At 71.0% G+C, this 18,094-nt stretch carries 15 protein-coding genes; 6 read left to right on the top strand and 9 right to left on the bottom strand.

Annotation, left to right across the window (positions count from 1 at the left end; all coding sequences use genetic code 11):
- Positions 1–16 precede the first annotated feature (16 nt).
- Positions 17–604 carry an HD domain-containing protein gene (locus tag OKJ99_RS25110; protein WP_326019718.1) on the bottom strand — a complete coding sequence of 196 codons (588 nt, stop codon included), beginning with the start codon at positions 602–604 and terminating at the stop codon, positions 17–19.
- The gene (locus tag OKJ99_RS25115; protein WP_326019720.1) at positions 601–867 is read right to left on the bottom strand and encodes a TauD/TfdA family dioxygenase; all 267 of its coding nucleotides are present in this window, start codon (positions 865–867) and stop codon (positions 601–603) included. The genes OKJ99_RS25110 and OKJ99_RS25115 overlap by 4 nt, the downstream gene beginning before the upstream one ends.
- 294 nt (positions 868–1,161) lie before the next feature.
- Here OKJ99_RS25115 and OKJ99_RS25120 point away from each other — a divergent pair, with 294 nt between their 5' ends.
- Positions 1,162–1,995 carry an IclR family transcriptional regulator gene (locus tag OKJ99_RS25120; protein ID WP_326019722.1) on the top strand — a complete coding sequence of 278 codons (834 nt, stop codon included), beginning with the start codon at positions 1,162–1,164 and terminating at the stop codon, positions 1,993–1,995.
- Here OKJ99_RS25120 and OKJ99_RS25125 read toward each other — a convergent pair.
- A complete protein-coding gene (locus OKJ99_RS25125; RefSeq protein ID WP_326019724.1) occupies positions 1,982–3,187 on the bottom strand; it encodes a cytochrome P450 in 1,206 nt (401 codons plus the stop codon). The two genes, OKJ99_RS25120 and OKJ99_RS25125, sit on opposite strands and share 14 nt — an antisense overlap.
- Before the next feature lie 158 nt (positions 3,188–3,345).
- On the opposite strand from OKJ99_RS25125, the gene OKJ99_RS25130 reads away from it, so the two are divergent.
- Positions 3,346–4,302, top strand: coding sequence for a PDR/VanB family oxidoreductase (locus tag OKJ99_RS25130; protein WP_326019726.1), 957 nt, complete (start codon positions 3,346–3,348; stop codon positions 4,300–4,302).
- Between the two features lie 85 nt (positions 4,303–4,387).
- On the opposite strand, the gene OKJ99_RS25135 is transcribed toward OKJ99_RS25130, so the two are convergent.
- The 3 genes from OKJ99_RS25135 to OKJ99_RS25145 are packed head-to-tail and all read right to left on the bottom strand — an operon-like array spanning position 4,388 to position 7,826.
- Positions 4,388–6,070, bottom strand: a complete 1,683-nt coding sequence (locus OKJ99_RS25135) for an HAL/PAL/TAL family ammonia-lyase (protein WP_326019728.1) — start codon at positions 6,068–6,070, stop codon at positions 4,388–4,390.
- Positions 6,067–7,563, bottom strand: coding sequence for a sodium:solute symporter family protein (locus OKJ99_RS25140; protein WP_326019730.1), 1,497 nt, complete (start codon positions 7,561–7,563; stop codon positions 6,067–6,069). Before OKJ99_RS25140 ends, OKJ99_RS25135 begins: the two co-directional genes overlap by 4 nt.
- On the bottom strand, positions 7,560–7,826 hold the full coding sequence (locus OKJ99_RS25145; RefSeq protein ID WP_326019732.1) for a DUF3311 domain-containing protein: 267 nt from the start codon (positions 7,824–7,826) through the stop codon (positions 7,560–7,562). The genes OKJ99_RS25140 and OKJ99_RS25145 overlap by 4 nt, the downstream gene beginning before the upstream one ends.
- Positions 7,827–8,146: 320 nt before the next feature.
- Here OKJ99_RS25145 and OKJ99_RS25150 point away from each other — a divergent pair, with 320 nt between their 5' ends.
- From OKJ99_RS25150 to OKJ99_RS25160, 3 genes are read left to right on the top strand one after another with little or no spacing between them, the layout of a single operon-like run.
- The gene (locus tag OKJ99_RS25150) at positions 8,147–9,940 is read left to right on the top strand and encodes an FAD-dependent oxidoreductase (RefSeq protein WP_326019734.1); all 1,794 of its coding nucleotides are present in this window, start codon (positions 8,147–8,149) and stop codon (positions 9,938–9,940) included.
- A gap of 7 nt (positions 9,941–9,947) precedes the next feature.
- Positions 9,948–11,009 (top strand): maleylacetate reductase, encoded by a 1,062-nt coding sequence (locus OKJ99_RS25155; protein ID WP_326019736.1) that lies wholly within the window; start codon positions 9,948–9,950, stop codon positions 11,007–11,009.
- Positions 11,006–11,926 carry a dioxygenase family protein gene (locus tag OKJ99_RS25160; RefSeq protein ID WP_326019738.1) on the top strand — a complete coding sequence of 307 codons (921 nt, stop codon included), beginning with the start codon at positions 11,006–11,008 and terminating at the stop codon, positions 11,924–11,926. Before OKJ99_RS25155 ends, OKJ99_RS25160 begins: the two co-directional genes overlap by 4 nt.
- 23 nt (positions 11,927–11,949) lie before the next feature.
- On the opposite strand, the gene OKJ99_RS25165 is transcribed toward OKJ99_RS25160, so the two are convergent.
- From OKJ99_RS25165 to OKJ99_RS25175, 3 genes are all read right to left on the bottom strand, one after another.
- Complete coding sequence (locus OKJ99_RS25165) at positions 11,950–12,897, bottom strand: AraC family transcriptional regulator (RefSeq protein ID WP_326019740.1); 948 nt, start codon at positions 12,895–12,897, stop codon at positions 11,950–11,952.
- Between the two features lie 167 nt (positions 12,898–13,064).
- Complete coding sequence (locus tag OKJ99_RS25170) at positions 13,065–16,727, bottom strand: S8 family serine peptidase (RefSeq protein ID WP_326019742.1); 3,663 nt, start codon at positions 16,725–16,727, stop codon at positions 13,065–13,067.
- 183 nt (positions 16,728–16,910) lie between these two features.
- Complete coding sequence (locus OKJ99_RS25175; protein ID WP_326019744.1) at positions 16,911–17,393, bottom strand: hypothetical protein; 483 nt, start codon at positions 17,391–17,393, stop codon at positions 16,911–16,913.
- A 195-nt stretch (positions 17,394–17,588) separates the two neighbouring features.
- Between OKJ99_RS25175 and OKJ99_RS25180 the strand changes: the two genes are divergently transcribed.
- A complete protein-coding gene (locus OKJ99_RS25180; RefSeq protein WP_326019745.1) occupies positions 17,589–17,990 on the top strand; it encodes a PPOX class F420-dependent oxidoreductase in 402 nt (133 codons plus the stop codon).
- The last annotated feature ends 104 nt before the right edge of the window (positions 17,991–18,094 follow it).

Below are 18,094 nucleotides of genomic sequence, written 5' to 3' on the forward strand. Positions count from 1 at the left end.
CGGTTGCCGTGCTCCGCTACCCCTCCCCCACCGGCCGCGCCCCCGGCTCGGGAAGTCGTGTCGGGGACAGGATGCGGCGGACCATCGGGGCGAAGAACTCCAGTGGTTCGCTGGGGTAGTTCGGGTCGAAGGAGTTCTGGTCGTAGTGGGCGCAGAAGTCCACGGTGGCCTGGTACAGGGGGTGGTCGCGGAACTGTTCGCGTTCGGCGGGGTCCTGGCCGATGTGGTGGAAGTAGTAGGCGCCCTGGAAGACGCCGTGGTGTTTGACGATCCAGTAGTTGCGTTCGGAGACGTACGGGCGCAGCAGGGCGGCCGCGACCTCGGAGTGGTTGGCGGGGGCGAGGATGTCGCCGATGTCGTGCAGCAGCACGCACACCACGGTCTCCTCGTCCTCGCCCGCGCGGTGTGCGCGGGTGGCGGCCTGGAGGCAGTGGCCGAGCCGGGTCACCTGGTAGCCACTGGGCACGTCCATCTGACGCAGCCAGTCCAGTACGCGGTCGGGGAAGCGTTCCAGCTCGGCGGATTCGATGCGGCCGAGGAAGGCGTACTCCTCCGCCGTGCCGTCGGACATGCGGGTGAAGCGGACTGTCTCCGTCGGTGTCATGAAGTGGCCTCCAGCTCGGGGGCGGTGGCGGGCAGGGGCAGGTGTTCGCCGCGCAGCACGCGCCGGTGGGCCATCAGATCGTCCCACTCCATGTACACATCCTGGAGGTGCCGGGCGCCGCTTTCGGGGTCGAAGGGCAGCCGGCCGTGCAGGACGCGGTGGCCGTGCACGGTCAGCAGGTCGCCGTCGTCGGTCTTGAAGACGCGCTTGAAGCGGTCGCTGTCGATCAGTGTGCCGAGGGTGCGGTAGGTCGTGCCGTACATCGTGGATGCGGTCGAAGGCGATCTCCCGTACGTGGCCGATGGTCTCGGCGAACCGCTCCACCTCTCCGTCCACCGACGGCGCCGACCACCGCGGCGTGCTCGAAGGTCGGCAGCGCGCCGAGTCAAGGACCCGATCCTGGAGCCGTGACAGCACGGCCGCGTCGCACCCGTTGGCTCTGCCACGCGCCGTCTCTCGCTCCGGACGGGTCTCGTACAACCGCGTCCGCTGTTCTACTCTGGCCGCGCCGCCGACCGGACCCACCGATCAGCAGACCGGTCCGAGAAGAGAAGACATTGTCCAGCGCCGTCCCGCACCCGCACCCGCACGACTCCGACGAGCCGCCGCCGGACGCCGCGCGCCCCGCGGTGTCCGGCGCGGGTGTGTCGTTCCAGCGTGGGCTGAGCGTGCTGATCAGCGTCGCCGAGTCCGGGGAGACCCGCGTCGAGCAGATCGCGGCGGACGCGGGGATCCCGGTGAGCACGGTGTACCGGTACCTGCGCACGCTGCGGGAGTTGGACCTGGTGGAGGAGCGTTCGGGTACGTACGCGCCCGGCTGGCGGCTGCTGGAGCTGTCGGGGCAGCATCTGACGCACACCAGGCTCGTGGAGCTCGGGCACCCGCTGTTGCAGGAGCTGACGGACGCGACCGGGGAGACGGCCGTGCTGACCGTGCGGGTCGGGTCGCAGGCGATGTGTCTGCGCCAGACCCAGTCGCCGCACGCGATCCGGATGGCGTTCCGGATCAATCAGTTGCTGCCGCTGTACGCGGGGGCGGGGCAGCGGATCCTGCTGGCTCACGCGCCGCCACCGGTGATCGGCCGGGTGCTGGGCCGGCCGATGCGTACGATCACGGACCGTACGCCCGACCGGGCCCGTCTGGCACGGGAGATGGAGACCATCCGGACGAGCGGGTTCCTGATCTCGCAGGGCGAGCTGAACGAGGGAGCCGTCGCCGTCGCGGTGCCGGTGACCGCGATGGGCGAGGTGGTGTGCGCGCTGACCGTGGCGGGGCCCGAACCGCGGTGCGGGCCGACCTGGCGGCGTCAGGCCCGCGCCCAGCTCAGAGCGGCGGGCGCGCGCCTCGCGCAGATCCTGGAGCACGGGGCGGGCGCCCTCACGCCGGAGTGATCCGCACCGGCAGCTGCTTCCAGCCGCGCAGCGTGTTGTGCAGGAACGGCACCGGGTCACCGGCGGGTTCCACCGTCCGTACCCGGCGGGCCAGTTCGCCGATCAGGACCTCCGCTTCCAGGCGCGAGATGGGCTGGCCCACGCACTGGTGGATGCCGAAGCCGAATGCCAGGTGCCCGGAGGCGTCCCGCTCGATCCGGTAGGTGTGCGCGTCGTCGCCGAAGCGGCGCGGGTCGCGGTTGGCGGCCCCGGTGAACAGGGCGACCTTGGTGTCCTCGGGGATGCGGACACCGTGGAAGTCGACCTCGCGCGCGGTCGTACGGAAGAAGGACTGGAACGGTGACTCGTGGCGCAGCGCCTCGTCCACCGCGAACCGGGTCAGCTTCGGGTCGGCGTGCAGCAGTGCCCACTGGTCGGGGTTGGCGGACAGGCACCTCATGGTGTTGCCGAGGGTGAGCACCGTGGTGTCAAGGCCCGCCGACAGCAGGGCGCGTACCAGGCGGGTGGCCTCGTCGCCGGTGATGACACCTTGCTCGGCGTACTCCCAGATCTTCGCGCCGAGCCCGTCGGGCGTCAGGTTCTCGCGGGCGCAGTTCTCCATGACCCAGTCGACGGTGTGCTCGCCGGCGGCGAAGTACGCGGCGTAGCGGGCGTCTTCGGGGCCGAAGGCGGAGAAGTTCATGGCTCCGTGCGGGAGCAGGTTCTCGGCGCGGCCCTCGCGGGGGATGCCGACGGCGTTGCCGAAGACCTCGATGGGGAACAGCTCCGCCATCTCGGTCACCGCGTCGAACTCGCGCTTGTCGAGGAGTTCGTCGACGAGCCGCTCGGCGTAGGCACGGAACGCGGGGCGCAGTGCGCGCACGTTGCGCGGGGAGATGACACCGGACATGGCACTGCGCAGCGGCGTGTGCATGGGCGGGTCGGAGTCCAGGATGCCGGGCGCCTTCCACGGGGGTTCCTGGTGGTAGTTGCGCGGCCCGACCCCGGCGCCCGAGAGGAACGTCCCGTGGTCGGTGAGGATCTCCCGGCACTGCTCGTACCGCGTGAAGGCGTGCACCCCGTAGCGCTCCAGCCACACCGCGGGCCCCGCGTCACGCATCCGTGTGAAGAGCGGGTACGGGTCGGTGAGGTGGGCGTCGTCGTAGGGGTCGTCGGCGAGGTGTGCGACGGGGGTGTCGGCCGGGGCGGACATCTGGCCTCCTGATGCGACTCGGTGGTGGCACGCACCGTAGACCGGCGGGCCGTGGCCGGGACACGGGCGTTATCACCTGCTGAGAACCGCTGTTGCCGCGTGCGGCCGGGTTTTTGACGATGCGGCTGAGGCGAGTTGGAGGACGACATGGAGGAAGCATGCCTGCGCAGGACCACCTGACCGTGACCGTGAAGGAGACGCGCTCCGAGGCCGTGGGGGTGCGCTCCCTGGTGCTGACCGCGCGTGAAGGCGGGTCGCTTCCGGCGTGGACGCCCGGAGCCCATATCGATGTCGTCCTGTCCCGGGACCTGGTGCGGCAGTACTCGCTGTCGTCCGGGTGCGACGAGCGGGCCGGCTGGCGCATCGCCGTGCTGCGCGAGCCCGAGGGCCGGGGCGGCTCGGCGTATCTGCACGACCGGGTCGAGGCGGGGGACACCCTGCTGGTGAGCGCGCCCCGGAACAACTTCGCGCTGGATCTGGAGACATCACGGCCGGTGTTCGTCGCCGGCGGCATCGGCATCACGCCGATCCTGCCGATGCTCGCAGCGGCCGAAGAGGCGGGCGCGGACTGGCAATTGCTGTACCTCGGGCGCGGCGCGGAGAGCATGGCGTTCACCGGGGAACTCGCCCGGTACGGCGACCGGGTTCGCCTGCACCGCGATGACAGCGAGGGGGTCGCGGACCTCGCCGCAGAGCTCGACCGCATGGGCGCGGCGCGATCCCATGTGTACGCGTGCGGCCCCGCCGGGCTGCTCGCGGCGGTCCAGGAGTACGCCGCCGCACACCCGCGGTCGCGCCTGACACTCGAACGCTTCGCCGCCGACCCGGAGGCCCAACAGCAGGGCGACGAGCGGCCGTTCACGGTGGAGACCGCCGACGGGCAGGAGGTCGAGGTGGGCGCCGGTCAGTCCATCGTCGACGCCCTGACACAGGCCGGGGTGCGTACGCTCACCTCGTGCCGGGAGGGGGTGTGCGGAACGTGCGAGACACCGGTGCTCGGCGGCACCCCCGACCACCGCGACCAGCTCCTGAGCGAGGAGGAGCGGGCCGCGGGCGACGTCATGATGATCTGCGTGTCGCGCTGCCGGGGCGACCGCCTGGTGCTCGACGTGTGAGTGCGGGACGGGAGTTGCCCGGGTTCGTCGCGCAGCCCTGCAACTGCCCTGCAACTCCCTTGCGCATGACAAACTCCCTTGCGCATCACACCACTTGCCGCGCCCCGTCCGCCGCTTCCACGACCGCCCCGGACCGGACGAGGGCGAGCGCCGCGTGCACCCTCGGGTACATCACGACGTCACGGGTCAGATGGTCGATCGGCCGACCGTCGGTGGCCGGCGTGGCGCGGAGCCGGTCGAGCGCGCCGCGGGTGGCCGGGGCGAGGGCCTCCGCCTCCCGCCCCTGCTCGGCGAGGCGCAGCTCCAGCGCTTGCCCGGCCATCAGCAGCTCAGTGGCGACGACCGCCTCGATGTTGGCGACGACCTGGCGGGCGTGGCGGCCCGCGTTGGACGCCATCGAGACATGGTCCTCCTGGTTGGAGCAGGTGGGGATGGAGTCGACGCTGTCGGGGTGCGCGAGGGTCTTGCAGTCCGAGACCAGGGCGGCGGCCAGGTACTGCGGCAGCATGTAGCCGCAGTCCATGCCGACCTTCTCGCCGTCGACGAGCATGTCGGGCAGCCCGCGGTTGAGTGTGCCGTCGTTGAGCCGGAACAGGCGGCGCTCGGCGATCGACCCGATCTCGGTGACCGCGATGGACAGGAAGTCCGAGGCGAACGCCAGGTACTGGGCATGGAAGTTGCCGCCGGAGACGGCCTTGAGGTCGCGCGGCAGGCCGGGCACGACGAGCGGGTTGTCGGTGGCGGCATTGAGTTCCGTCTCGACGATGCCGTGGACGAAGCCCAGGGTGTCGCGGACCGGTCCGAGCACCTGGGGCACACACCGCAGCGAGTACGCGTCCTGGGGTGGCTGGCGTACGGGATCGGTGTCGGCGGCGCCGTCGACGAAGGCGCTGCCGTCGAGGAGTTCGCGCAGCCGGGCCGCCGTGGCGATCTGCCCGGGGTGGCCGCGGGCCTCGTGCAGTTGCGGCAGGAAGGCGTCGCCGAAGCCGAGCAGTGCCTCGATGCTCATCGCGGCGGTCACCTCGGCGGTGGCGAGGAGGTTCTCCGCGTCGGCGAGGGCGAGGGCGCACATGGCGGTGGAGTACGAGGTGCCGTTGGTGAGGGCGAGGCCTTCCTTGGCGCCGAGGGCGAGCCGGTCGATGCCCGCGGCGGCCATGGCGGCGCAACCGCTCACCAACTCGCCGTCGTGGTGGGCGAGTCCGCTGTCCTCGTCCGGGTCAGTGCCAGTGGCGGGGCGGCTGAGGGCGAGGGCGAGGTGGGCGAGCGGGATGAGGTCGCCGCTGGCGCCGAGGGAGCCGTACTCGGGGATCGCCGGGTGGACACCGGAGTTGAGCATGGCGAGCAGGGTGTGCACGACGTCCGGGCGAACGCCTGAGTAGCCGCGCGCCAGGCTGGAGGCGCGGATGAGCATGGTGGCGCGGACGACGTCCTCGGCGCAGTGCCGGCCGACGCCGCAGGCGTTGGAGACGATGAGCCGGCGGGACAGTTCGACGGCGTCCTCGGGGGCCTCGAAGGCCTGCCGTCCGGCGAGCGAGCCGAATCCGGTGTTGACGCTGTAGACGGGGCGGGCGGCCTCGCCCTCGGCCATGTCGTCGGTGAGCCGGGCGATCCAGGCGGCGCTCGGGGCCATGGCCTTCTCGGCCGCCGCGCCGAGTGCGACGGGGCGGTGGTGGCGGGCGACGGCGACGAGATCGTCGAGGGTGAGCGGCCGGTCGCCGAGGACGAGGGGTTCGATAACCGTGGTAGCTGTGGTGGCTGTGGTGGTCACAGGGCGGCTCCTTCCGGGACGGTGGCAGTGGTGGCCGGGCGGGCGTCGTCCTCCGGGTGTCCGGCGCGGTGCCGGGTGGCGGCGCTGACGACGGCGAGTACGAGAATGTTGGCGACCATGGCGACGACACCCACGTCGAGGTCCTGCACCGGCCGCGGCGCCCACGGCAGCAGGCTCGCGCTGGTGGCGTCGGTGAGCGTCGTCCAGCTGACGATGGCGACACCTGTGCACACACCGGCCCAGGCACCGGCGGTGGTGACGGGGTTGCGCCGCCACATCGACGCGACGAGCACCGGGAAGAGCTGGACCACGAACCCGTACGCCATGATCAGCAGCATCGCGATGGCCTCGCCGCCGCGGAAGGTGAGCACGGCGGCGACCAGCGCGAGCACCGGCACCAGGAGGCGGCTGAGCCGCCCGACGGTTCGCTCGCTCGTGGCGGGGCGGGCCGTCTGGTAGATGTTCTTCGCGACCAGCATCGCGGCGGACTGGAGCAGCATCGCGCCCGGAACGAGCGCGGCGAGCATCCCGGCGACCCCGACGAGCCCGACCAGCCACGGCGGCAGCGCGTCCTTGGCGAGCGAGAGCAGCGCGAGGTCCCCGTCCTTCAGCCCCGGCACCTTGAGCACCGCGGTGAACCCGATGACCAGCACCATGACGAGGACGATCTGATACGCGGGTGTGATCACGGCGTTGCGGCGCAGTGCCTTGGCGCTGCGGGCGGCCAGGATGCCGGGCATCATGTGGGGCCACGTACAGATGCCGAGGGCGAACAGCAGGCTGGTGGAGATGTACCACCACACGCTGTACCCGTGGTCGGGGAGCGTCAGGAAGTGCGGGTGTGCGGCGGAGAGCGCGTGGAACATGTCACCGAGCCCGCCGTAGTAGTGGATCGGCAGATAAAGGCCGAGCCCCACGACGAGGACGAGCATCAACGTGTCCTTGATGATCGCGTTCCAGGCGGTGCCGCGCAGGCCGGACACGGTGACGTACACGGCGATGACGGCGACACCGATCCACACGGCCGCGCCCTGCGAGATCCGCCCGTACGAGCACTCGTGGACGATGATGCCGAGCCCCTTGAGCTGCAGCACCAGATACGGAATGAGGGACACCACCCCGACGACGGCGGTCAGCACACCGAACCCGCGCGAGCGGTACTTGTGCGCGTACAGGTCCGGTGCGGTCAGCAGCTTGTGGCGGCGGGCGTACGCCCAGATCGGCGGGGCCAGCCAGTAGAAGACGACGTAGCAGATCGACGAGAACATGTAGATCATCGGCCCGCCCATCGAGTAGGCGCCGCCACTGCCACCGAGGAAGGTGTACGTGGTGAAGTTCTCGCCGGCGGCGAGGAGGAAGACGAGCAGGCTGCCGAGTCCGCGACCGCCGACGGACCACTGTTCGAGGTCCATGGTGCGACCGCGCCGGGCGAGCAGCCCGAGCACGAGGACGAGGACGAAGGCGCTGCCGAGGATGGCGAGGGCGACGTTCATCGGGCGGCTCCGTCGGCGGTGGCGCTCGGGGCCGCGTCTCCGGCGAACTCGCCGTGCTCGTCGGCCGGTTCGTCGGGTTCGCGGTTCGCGGGGTCGAGGAAGTAGACGACCGTCATGACGACGGTGGTGAGCAGCACCCACAGGGCGGCCCAGAACACCACCATCGGCAGCCCCAGGACGTAGGGCTGCTCCGTATTGACGACGATCAGCGACCCGGCGACCGGGACCGCGCTGAGCAGATAGAGGATCCAGCGGCGTGACACGTGACGTGCTCCCTCCGGACGGACGGACGGACGGGCCATGGGCAGGGCCCCGGCCGGCAGGCGGAGTTCTCAGGTCACCGGGCGGGTGCGCGGGGAATGCTTGCCCGGTGAACCGATCTTGGCAATGGCGGATTCTCACGGTGCAGGAACGGGGTCGGGGCGGCGTCGGGGCGGCGCTCCACGCCACGTGCCCGGCTTTCGCGGAACCGCCATCCCTTGCGGTATCCGCCAAGAACGCGGGCTGCCGCCGCCCCCGCCCGTCATCGGCCGCATAGTGGCGCCGACGGCGACAACGCCGGCCGGATGAAAGGTGCCCCAGGATGCCCGAGTCGAACGACAGGACCGCCGAGGCCGGACCGCCTCCGGGTCCGGTCATGGCCACGGATGTCGTGGTCGTGGGATCCGGTCCGGCAGGCGCGAGCGCGGCGCTGCTGCTCGCCACGCTCGGCGTGGACCACGTCATGATCACCAAGTACCGCTGGACCGCGAACACTCCGCGTGCGCACATCACCAACCAGCGCTCCATGGAGGTCTTCCGCGACCTCGGCATCGAGGACCAGGTGCTCGCCGAGGCCACCGAGCACGCGCTGGTCGGCGACACCGTGTTCTGCACCAGCATCTCCGGTGAGGAGATCGGCCGGATCCACACCTGGGGCACCCGCCCGGACCGCGAGGCGGACTACCGGCTCGCGTCGCCCTGCCTCACCGTCGACATCCCCCAGACCTACCTGGAACCCATCCTCGTCAAGAACGCCGCGCAGCGCGGCACCCAGACCCGGTTCTCCACCGAGTACCTCTCCCACACCCAGGACGCCGACGGTGTCACCGTCACCGTCCTCGACCGGCTGACCGGCCGGACCTCCTCGATCCGCGCCAAGTACCTGATCGGCGCCGACGGCGCCCGCTCCAAAGTGGCCGACGACATCGGTCTGCCCTTCGAGGGGGCGATGGACATCGCCGGCTCGATGAACATCACGTTCAAGGCCGACATCGGCCGCTACGTCGCCCACCGGCCGTCCGTCCTGTACTGGGTCGTCCAGCCGGGCTCGAACGTCGGCGGGATCGGCGCTGGCCTCGTCCGGATGGTCCGCCCCTGGAACGAGTGGCTGATCGTGTGGGGCTACGACATCAACGAGGAGCCGCCGCAGGTCGACGAGGCGGCGGCGGTCGAGATCGTCCGCAACCTGCTCGGCATGCCCGACCTCGACGTCGAGATCACCGGCACCAGCCTGTGGGGCAACAACGAGATGTACGCCACCCGACTGCACAACGGCCGGGTGTTCTGCGCGGGCGACGCCGTCCATCGGCACCCGCCGAGCAACGGACTCGGCTCCAACACCTCGGTGCAGGACGCCTACAACCTCGTATGGAAGCTGGCCGCCGTCCTCAAGGGGCAGGCGGGCCCCGCCCTGCTCGACACGTACTCCGACGAGCGGGCGCCGGTCGCCGAACGCATCGTCAAGCGGGCGAACAAGTCGAGCCGGGAGTTCGTCGACATCTTCAAGGCCCTCGGGCTGCTCGACGCGACGACGGAGGCCGGGATGGCCGCCGCGATCGAGGAGCGCAAGGCCAACACCCCCGAGGGCGCCGCCAAGCGGGCCGCGCTGATGAAGGCGATGGACCTCAAGAACTACGAGTTCAACGCGCACGGCGTCGAACTCGGCCAGTTCTACGCCTCGTCGGCCGTCCACTCCGACGGCAGCACGCGGCCCGTCCCCGCGCGCGACCCCGAGCTCTACCACGAGATGTCCACCGTGCCCGGCTCCCATCTGCCGCACGCCTGGGTCGGCGACAGCCGGCAGAAGAAGGCGCTGATGGACCTGGCGCCCTACGATCGTTGGACACTGATCACCGGGATCGCGGGCGAGGCGTGGGAGGGCGCGGCCGAGAAGGTCGGGCAGGAACTCGGCGTGCCGCTGGCCACGGTCGTCATCGGGCCCGGCCGCGAGGTCAACGACCTCTACTACGACTGGGCGAAGCTGCGGGAGGTCGAGGAGAGCGGGGTGCTGCTCGTCCGCCCGGACAAGCACATCGCCTGGCGCTCGACCAGCCTGCCCGACGATCCGGAGGGCCGGCTGCGCGAGGCGCTGACCGCCGTACTGGGAAGGGGCTGAGGAGCCGATGCGTTTCGACCACGAGACACTGCCGCAGCGCGTGCGGTTCGCGTCCGGGGAGGCGGCCGCCCACGTGGCGGCCGAGGTGGCGGCCCTCCGCGGCCGCAGGGTGATGGTGATCGCGGGCCGGTCCGCGCGGACCGTCGCCCGCGAGATCGCTGCCGGACTGCCCGTCGCGCACTGGCACGACCGGGACGGCGACGTCGTGATGCACGTGCCGGTCCCGGTGGCCGAGCGGGCCCGCGCCGCGGCGGCGGAGCACGACGTCGACGTCGTGGTCGCCGTCGGCGGCGGCTCGACGACCGGGCTCGCCAAGGCGGTCGCCCTGACCTCCGGGATCCCGGTGGTCGCGGTGCCGACCACCTACGCGGGCTCCGAGGCGACCGCCGTATGGGGCCTGACCGAGGACGGCCGCAAGACCACCGGCACCGATCCGCGGGTGCTGCCGCGCGCCGTCGTCTACGACGCGGCGCTGACCCTGCACCTGCCGGTCGCCCTGAGCGTGGTCTCGGGGCTCAACGCCCTCGCGCACTGCGTCGACTCGCTGTGGGCTCCCCGCACCGACCCGATCAACCAGGCGCTCGCGGCGGAGGCCGTCCGCGCCCTGCGCACCGGACTGCCCTCGATCGTCAAGGAGCCGGAGGGGCTTGAGGGCCGGGAGCAGACACTGTTCGGCGCGTATCTGTCGGCGGCCGCCTTCGCGTCCTCCGGCTCGGGGCTCCACCACAAAATCTGCCATGTCCTCGGCGGCATGTTCGACCTGCCGCACGCCCAGACCCATGCCGTCGTCCTCCCCCACGTCCTCGCCTTCAACGCACCGCACGCGCCCGAGGCGGAGCGCCGCCTGGCATCGGCCCTCGGCGCGCCGACCGCGACCGCCGGACTGGCCCTGCTGTACGACGAGTTGGACGCGCCGCGCGCCCTGCGCGGGCTCGGCATGCCCGAGGACGGCATCGACGCGGCGGCCGACGCGGTCGTCGCCGCCGCGCCACCCGGCAACCCACGGGCCGTCACGCGCCCGGCGATCACCGGGCTCCTGCGTGCGGCCTGGGAGGGAGTACGTCCATGACGAGTGACCACGAGTCCAGCCAGTCCGACGCCGTCGCCGTCGCCGCCGAGCAGCAGGCGCGGGAGGCCGACATCACCCGGCAGGTCCTCGACTCGCTGCGCGACTGCGCCGATCCACGGCTCCAGGAGGTCATGCGGTCGCTGGTGAGCCACCTGCACTCCTTCGTCCGGGACGTGCGGCTGACGGAGGAGGAATGGAGCCGGGGGATCGAATTCCTCACCCGCGCCGGACACATCACCGACGAGAGGCGCCAGGAGTTCATCCTCCTGTCCGACGTGCTCGGCGCCTCCATGCAGACCGTCGCCGTCAACAACCAGGCGTACGCGGACGCCACCGAGGCCACGGTCTTCGGCCCGTTCTTCGTCGAGAACAGCCCGGAGATCGCGGCCGGCGAGGACATCTCCTTCGGCGCGGACGGTGAACCCTGCTGGGTGGAGGGCACCGTCACCGACACCACCGGACGGCCGGTCCCCGGCGCACGGATCGAGGTGTGGGAGGCGGACGAGGACGGCTTCTACGACACCCAGTACGGCGACGACCGCATCGCGGCCCGCGCGCACCTGTTCACCGACGCCGACGGCACGTACAGCTTCTGGGGTCTGACCCCGACCCCGTACCCCATCCCGCACGACGGGCCGGTGGGCAACCTCCTTGCAGCGACCGGGCGTTCGCCGATGCGGGCCTCGCATCTGCACTTCATGGTCGGCGCGCCAGGGCTGCGCACCCTGGTGACGCACATCTTCGTGAAGGGCGACGAACTCCTGGACAAGGACGCGGTGTTCGGCGTCAAGGAGTCGCTGGTCAAGGACTTCCTCCGACAACCTGGAGACGGGGCGACGCCCGACGGGCGGGACCTCGGCGGGCGGTCCTGGTCCCGGGTCCGCTTCGACATCGTGCTCGCGCCGGACGGCACCTGAACTCCGTTACGGAGGACAGGACGTCAGCCACCCGCCCGGGCCTCCCGGCGGGCGGCTGTCGCCTGCCGGGCCTCGCGCAGGACGTCGGTGGCCCGCAGGCCGTAGCGCTCCTTGAAGCGGTGCGAGAAGTGCGCGGCCGAGCCGAAGCCGCAGCGCGCGGCCACTTCGGCGACGGTCGTGTCGCCGCCGCGGGACAGCAGCACCCGGGCGCGTTCGAGCCGGCGCTCCAGCAGGTACCGCGGCACGCTCGTGCCGCCCGCCGCGAACACCCGCGACAGATGCCGTTCGCTGATGCCGACTCCCTTGGCGAGGCGGGCGGCGGTGAGTCCGCTGTCGCCGAGGTGCTCCTCGACGCAGGCCTTGGCCACCGCCAGATGGACGGCGGTCAGTTCGGCGGCCCGGCCCGTCACCACGCTGCCGAGCAGATCCAGGAGCGTGTCCTCATCGACCGGCCGGGACGCCTCGGGGTGCACCGCGCGACCGCTCAGCCGCGCCAGCGTCCGGGCCCGCAGGTCTCCGCCGAAGTCGAACACCCGGGGGCGGCCCGGCGGTTCGGTCTCGACGGCCTCCCGCCACACCGCACGCGGCACCTTGACGGCGATTTCCTCAAGTCCCTGGGAGAAGCCGCGCATGAAGGGCCGGTCCGCGTCGCACACGATCAACTGCCCCGGCCGGAGGGTCTGTACGCCGTCGTCGTGGTAGAAGAACGCGTCCCCCTCCAGCGTCAGATAGCAGGCCACCGCATCCGACGGCGTGCGCCGCACCACCGCACGGGTGCGCTCGACGACGTGCGGGCTCCCGGTCACCCGCGCCACATGCAGCCGCGGCAGCTGCAGGTTGATCTCCGTCGCCGCAAGGGGCGCCTCGTCGTCGAGCGACCGGCAGCGCAGGCCGATCAGGGCGGCCGCATTGTGGTCCTCCCACAGTGCGACCCGCTGAGCCTCGGGCAGCCCAATCGTGCTGAAGCGCACGGGTTCTGACGGCGCGCCGGACCTCATTTCCCCAGAGTAACCCGCTGGGCGGCGGCCGTCCGCGCCCAGGGCCCACCCTCCTTCAGAGCATCGGGGCTCGGCGCGAAGTCGCTCCGCGCCGAGCCCCTGCACTCCTTCTGTGGACTCCTTCTGTGGTGTTCGGATGCCTACTTCACGGCTGCCGCCCGCACGACCTCCTGGGTCACCGAGCCACCCTTGTCGTCCTTCGCCGTCGCCCGCAGCGACAGCGAGGTGGCGTCCTTCGGCACATTCAGCGTGCCGTTCCAGGAGGCACCGGTTCCGGTGAGGGACACCGACTTCCACGTCTTGCCGTCGTCGTACGACACCTTCAGGGTGCCGCCGCCGATGGTGCCGGTGCCGGCCGCGTCCTTGACGTACTCGGCGGACAGGCCGACCGGCAGGCGCTTGCCCGCGGGGATCTTCCCGGCGAGGTCCGTGTCGATGTCGTAGTTGAGGTTGATCAGCGGCAGGAACGTGTACCTGTCGGTCGGCGTGGTGCCCGAGCGGAACGTCCACTCGCTGTGCGAGGTGCTGCGCACGCCCCACACGGCCGGGTCGAGTTCCGTGTCGGTGACGACCTTGAACGGCTGCTCGGAGCCGTCGGTGACACCGAACTGGGCCGTACTGCCCGTGCGTCGGCCCGCGCTCTCGCCGTTCACGAAGGCCTCGGTGGACTGCTTCATGCCGGCTTCCGGGCTGTACGGGTCACCGAAGCCGGTGTGGTCCGGGCCCGAGTCGCCCCAGCCGGGGATGTTGAACCGCAGCTGGTCGCCGCGCCGCTGCTGGCCCCAGCCGAGACCACTGCCGCCGTAGGGGTGCCAGACGGGCTTGAACCAGTTCAACTCGGTGCGCTTGCCCGGCCGGTAGGCCACCAGACCGCTGCGCTCCTCCAGGGAACCGAGGTTGACGGACTCGTGCCACTTCTGGTCCGGCTCGACGGAGACGTAGTCGGTGCGGTGTCCCGGGAAGTCGTACCGCTCCTGGAACCCTCCCGCGACCGCGAAGGACGGGTCGACCGAGTAGCGGAACTCGCTGCCCTCGGCCTTCTTCGCACCGTAGAAGGTGGTGTCGACGGTGGCGAGGTCCTTGGAGTCCGGCGCGAACAGCAGGCTCCGGTCCGGGATCGCGCCCTTGTAGCCCTTCGACAGGTCGTAGGAGTACGTGGGGTTGTCGACGCCCGTCATCCGGATGCGCTCACCGCGCTTCTGCTTGGCGAGCAGCCGCGCGAAGTCGGCGTTGGTGACACTGGCGATCTGCAGCGGGCGGTCGGTGTTGTCGTCGTTGTAGAACAGCGTGTTCAGGCGGCCGGCGTTGTCGTCCGTGAGGAACAGCGCCTTGGCGCCCGCGTCCTGGGCGGCCTGCGCGATCTGTGCCGGAGTGCGGGTGCCGTCGACGTGCACGAGGACGCCCTTGCCGGTCACGTCCTTGCCCGTGTAGTCGACGGGGGCACCGGCGCCCGCGTTCACCAGCGCGAGCCTGCCGACACCCTCGACGAGCGTGGAACCCGGCTGCTCCCACACCTCGTCGACACCGTCGACGGTGATGCGCGGCTGGGCCTGGCGCCAGGTGGTGCGGTACGCGTAACTGCCGTCGGTCACCGGGCGGGTGGGCAGGGCGTACAGCGTGTCGTACTTGATGGGCAGCAGCGCCATGCCGAACACGTCGGTGCCGCCCGCCTTGCGGTCGTACTGCACGAGTGTCTGGTGCGGGTCGGTGTCCTTCGGGACACGGGTGGCGACCTCGCGCAGCTTGGTGCCGTCGAGCGTGATCTCGCGGTCGCCGTCGACCTTCACCTCGGGGTCGGCCAGGTAGGCCGTGCCGAGGGAGTCCTTGCCGTGGGCTCCGCGTACGTTCAGGAACGTGTCCAGGTAGTACGTTCCCGGCTTCAGGCGCAGCTTGACGGTGCCGGAGTCGTCGGCCGTCGCGGGCAGCGGCTGTGTGCCCTTGGCGAGCTGCTGGTACATGAGGTTGGCCGCGGCCGGTTTGCCGTCCCGGTCCTTCACGTGGACGGTGAGCGTGTACCGCTCGTCCTCCTTGACCAGGCCGAAGGCGGTGTGCGCGACGGCCTCACCGCCCGAACTGGCCACGATCTGCCCGCTGTTGGTGCCCACGGCGGCCTTGGAGCCGTCGCCGGTGACGGTGGTGGAGGCGGTGCCGTGCGCGGGCACGGTCACCTTGGAGTCGGCGAGCGTCGCGACACCGTCGGCGCCTCCCTGCACGGCGAGGTCCAACTCCACTGCCGTGTCGGAGGAGTTGGAGTACGTGAGGGTCCTGGTGACCGGCTTGTTGCCGTCGTAGGGCCAGCGGTAGGAGCCGAGGTCGGCGCTGCCGGTCGCGGTGACCTTCGCGGCGATCGCGTCGGGCACCGAGACCCGGCCGGAGCCGATGGCGTACGCGGAGGCGGACAGCTGCTTCGACGACGACATCAGCGCGTTCTTGAGCTGCGCGGCCGTCCAGTCGGGGTGGGCCTGCGCGAGGAGGGCGGCGACACCGGCGACGTGCGGTGTCGCCATCGACGTACCGCTCATGGTGGTGTAGCTGCCGGAGCCGTCCACCAGCGAGGAGCGGGCCGCGAGGATGCCCACGCCCGGGGCGGACAGGTCGGGCTTGAGGGCGTCGTCGCCGAGGCGCGGGCCCTGGCTGGAGAACGCGGCCCGCTTGTCGCCCGCGTCGACCGCGCCGATGGTGAGCGCCGCGTCGGCGGCGCCGGGCGAGCCGATGGTGCCGGGGTTGTAGGCGTTGCCCGCGGCGATGACGAACAGCGCGCCGGTGTCCGCGGTAAGGGAGTTGACGGCCTGGGCCATCGGGTCGGTGCCGTCGCTGCCGGTGTCGGAGCCGAGGCTCATGGAGACGACCTTGGCCTTGATGTCCTTGGCCGCCCACTCCATACCGGCGATGATCTCGGACTCGGTGCCGTAGCCCTCGTTGCTGAGCACCTTGCCGACGGCGAGCGAGGCGTCGGGCGCGACACCCTTCTCCTTGCCGTCGGACGCGGCGCCGGATCCGCCGACCGTCGAGGTGACGTGTGTGCCGTGTCCTGCCCGGTCGGCCACCTCCTGCCCCTCGAAGAAGGACTTCGACTCGCTCACGCGGGAGGCGAGGTCGGGGTGGGTGGTGTCGTACCCGGTGTCCAGGACGGCGACCTTCACGCCCTTGCCGGTGAGTCCGGCCTCCCACGCCTTCGGGGTGCCGATCTGGGCGTTGGATTCCGCCATGTCGCTCTCGACGCGGCCGTCGAGCCACACCTTGCCGATGCCGTCGGTGTAACCGCCCTTGGTGGTCAGGTCGTTCCAGAAGGTGCGTCCCTTGTCGGCGTCGAGGGCCGCGCCGCCGATGCTGCCGAGCTTGCGGGTGCGGTCGGCGGCCTTGGGGGTGGCTGCGGCCTGCGCGCTCTTGCCCTTGCCTGCGTAGGTGACGATGAGCGGGGTGGCGTCGGCCTTGGTGTCCGCGAGGCCCTGCTCGATGAGCCCGCTCACGTCGAACAGCCGGGCGTCGAGCTTCCCCGAGGCGAGGTAGGGGGCCGCCTCGTCCGGCACGACACGTATCCCGCCGTCGGTGACCTGCGTACGGACGAGGCCGTTGGCGCCCGCGGGCCGCTTGACGTCGACGGTCCGCTGCCCGCCGCCGATGTCCGTCACGGTCACCTTGTCCCCGGTCACCAACGTCACGGTGTGCGCGGCACGGGCGGCCTTCGTGGACTTCGGTCTCACGCCGTCGGGCGCGGCGTGCGCCCCGCCGGCGGGCAGCAGCGCGAACGCAAGCCCTGCCGACAGCAGGGCCGCGCCGCGTCGCGCGGTACCTCTTGCCATAGTTGCCTCTTCTCCTGGAACCATCGGGTGCGGGGGTGCGCTCCGAGAGCTGGGAAGAGTGTCAACTACCGTGCGGTGTGGGGAACTTGCTTTTTGGTGGCGGGTTGGCGCCACGGCGCGTATCCGCCACGCGGGTCACGGCGGCGGATTCACGCCGCCGGAATCGGTGGCCGGTGTGACCGTTCAGTTCTGCTTGACCGGCGGGCAGTACCCCGTGTCCTCGCCGATGGAGTTGATCTCCGCGTTGGGTCGCGAGTCACCCGCGTAGTTGATCTGGTCGGTGCACTTCGTGTCGGGGTCCTTCGGCGTACCCGACGGCTTGTCGGCCTTCTGGGGCTTGGGGCAGGTGCCCGTGTCGGCGCCGATGGAGTTGATCTCGGCATTGGAGCGCGGGTCACCCGCGTAGTTGATCTGGTCCGTGCACTTCGTGTCGGACGCGGCGGGCGCGCTCGACGACTGGCCCTCCGTCGCGTCGGGCTGCGGCGTAACAGTGGCCTCCGCCGAACTGCTCGCGGAGGAAGGCGCGCTGGAGGAGGAGCTGGAGGACGAGCTGGAAGACGCACTGCCGGCTCCGTCGTTGCCGTTGCCGTTGCCGTTGCACGCCGTCAGCGACAGCCCGAGGGCCACGGCGGTCAACGTCAGTACCGAGATCTTCCGAGTGCGCATTCTGATGTCCTCCGCATGGGGCCGTCGCTCCTGGTGAGCGACGAGCGAGTGAACCGGACGGGTGTTGGCCCGTGTTGCCTTCTGCCACCTGAGACAGGCGGTGCGGTTCCCCAGTTGCTTCTTGATCGCGTTCAGGACACGTTCGTGACATGACAGTCGCCACCCGGTGAACTCCGCTCCCGGTACCGTCCCCCTATGGCCTCACTCGACCCCTCCACACTCGCCGCGCTCAAGCGCGCCCGCTACGTCAGCCTCACCACCTACCGCAAGGACGGCACGCCGAGAGCCACCCCGGTCTGGCACGCCGTGGAAGGAGACCGGATCTATGTGCGCAGCGCGGCCGACGCCTGGAAGGTCAAGCGGCTGCGCCGTGACTCCCGGGCCGAGGTGACCGTCTGCGACGTTCGCGGGCGCGTCGCCCCGGACGCCGTACACGCCACGGGAACCGGCCGGGTGCTGGATGACGAGGAGGAGACGAGGAAGGCCGGGGCGCTGCTGCGGCAGAAGTACGTGATGGCCCGCATCGGCGACTGGTACTCCGCGATCTCGGGGCGCCACCGCAGGCATCCCGTCATCGGGCTCGAGATCACCTTCTAGCCCCGTTCGGTCGGTCATCCGTCAGGAGGATCGACCTACAGGGTGGCTCCTCCCTCGGTCGCAGGCGAGTCGGGAGTACGGGTTGACCTGCGACGACGATCCGC

Source organism: Streptomyces endophyticus (genome assembly GCF_035798155.1).
Taxonomy (GTDB): domain Bacteria; phylum Actinomycetota; class Actinomycetes; order Streptomycetales; family Streptomycetaceae; genus Streptomyces; species Streptomyces endophyticus.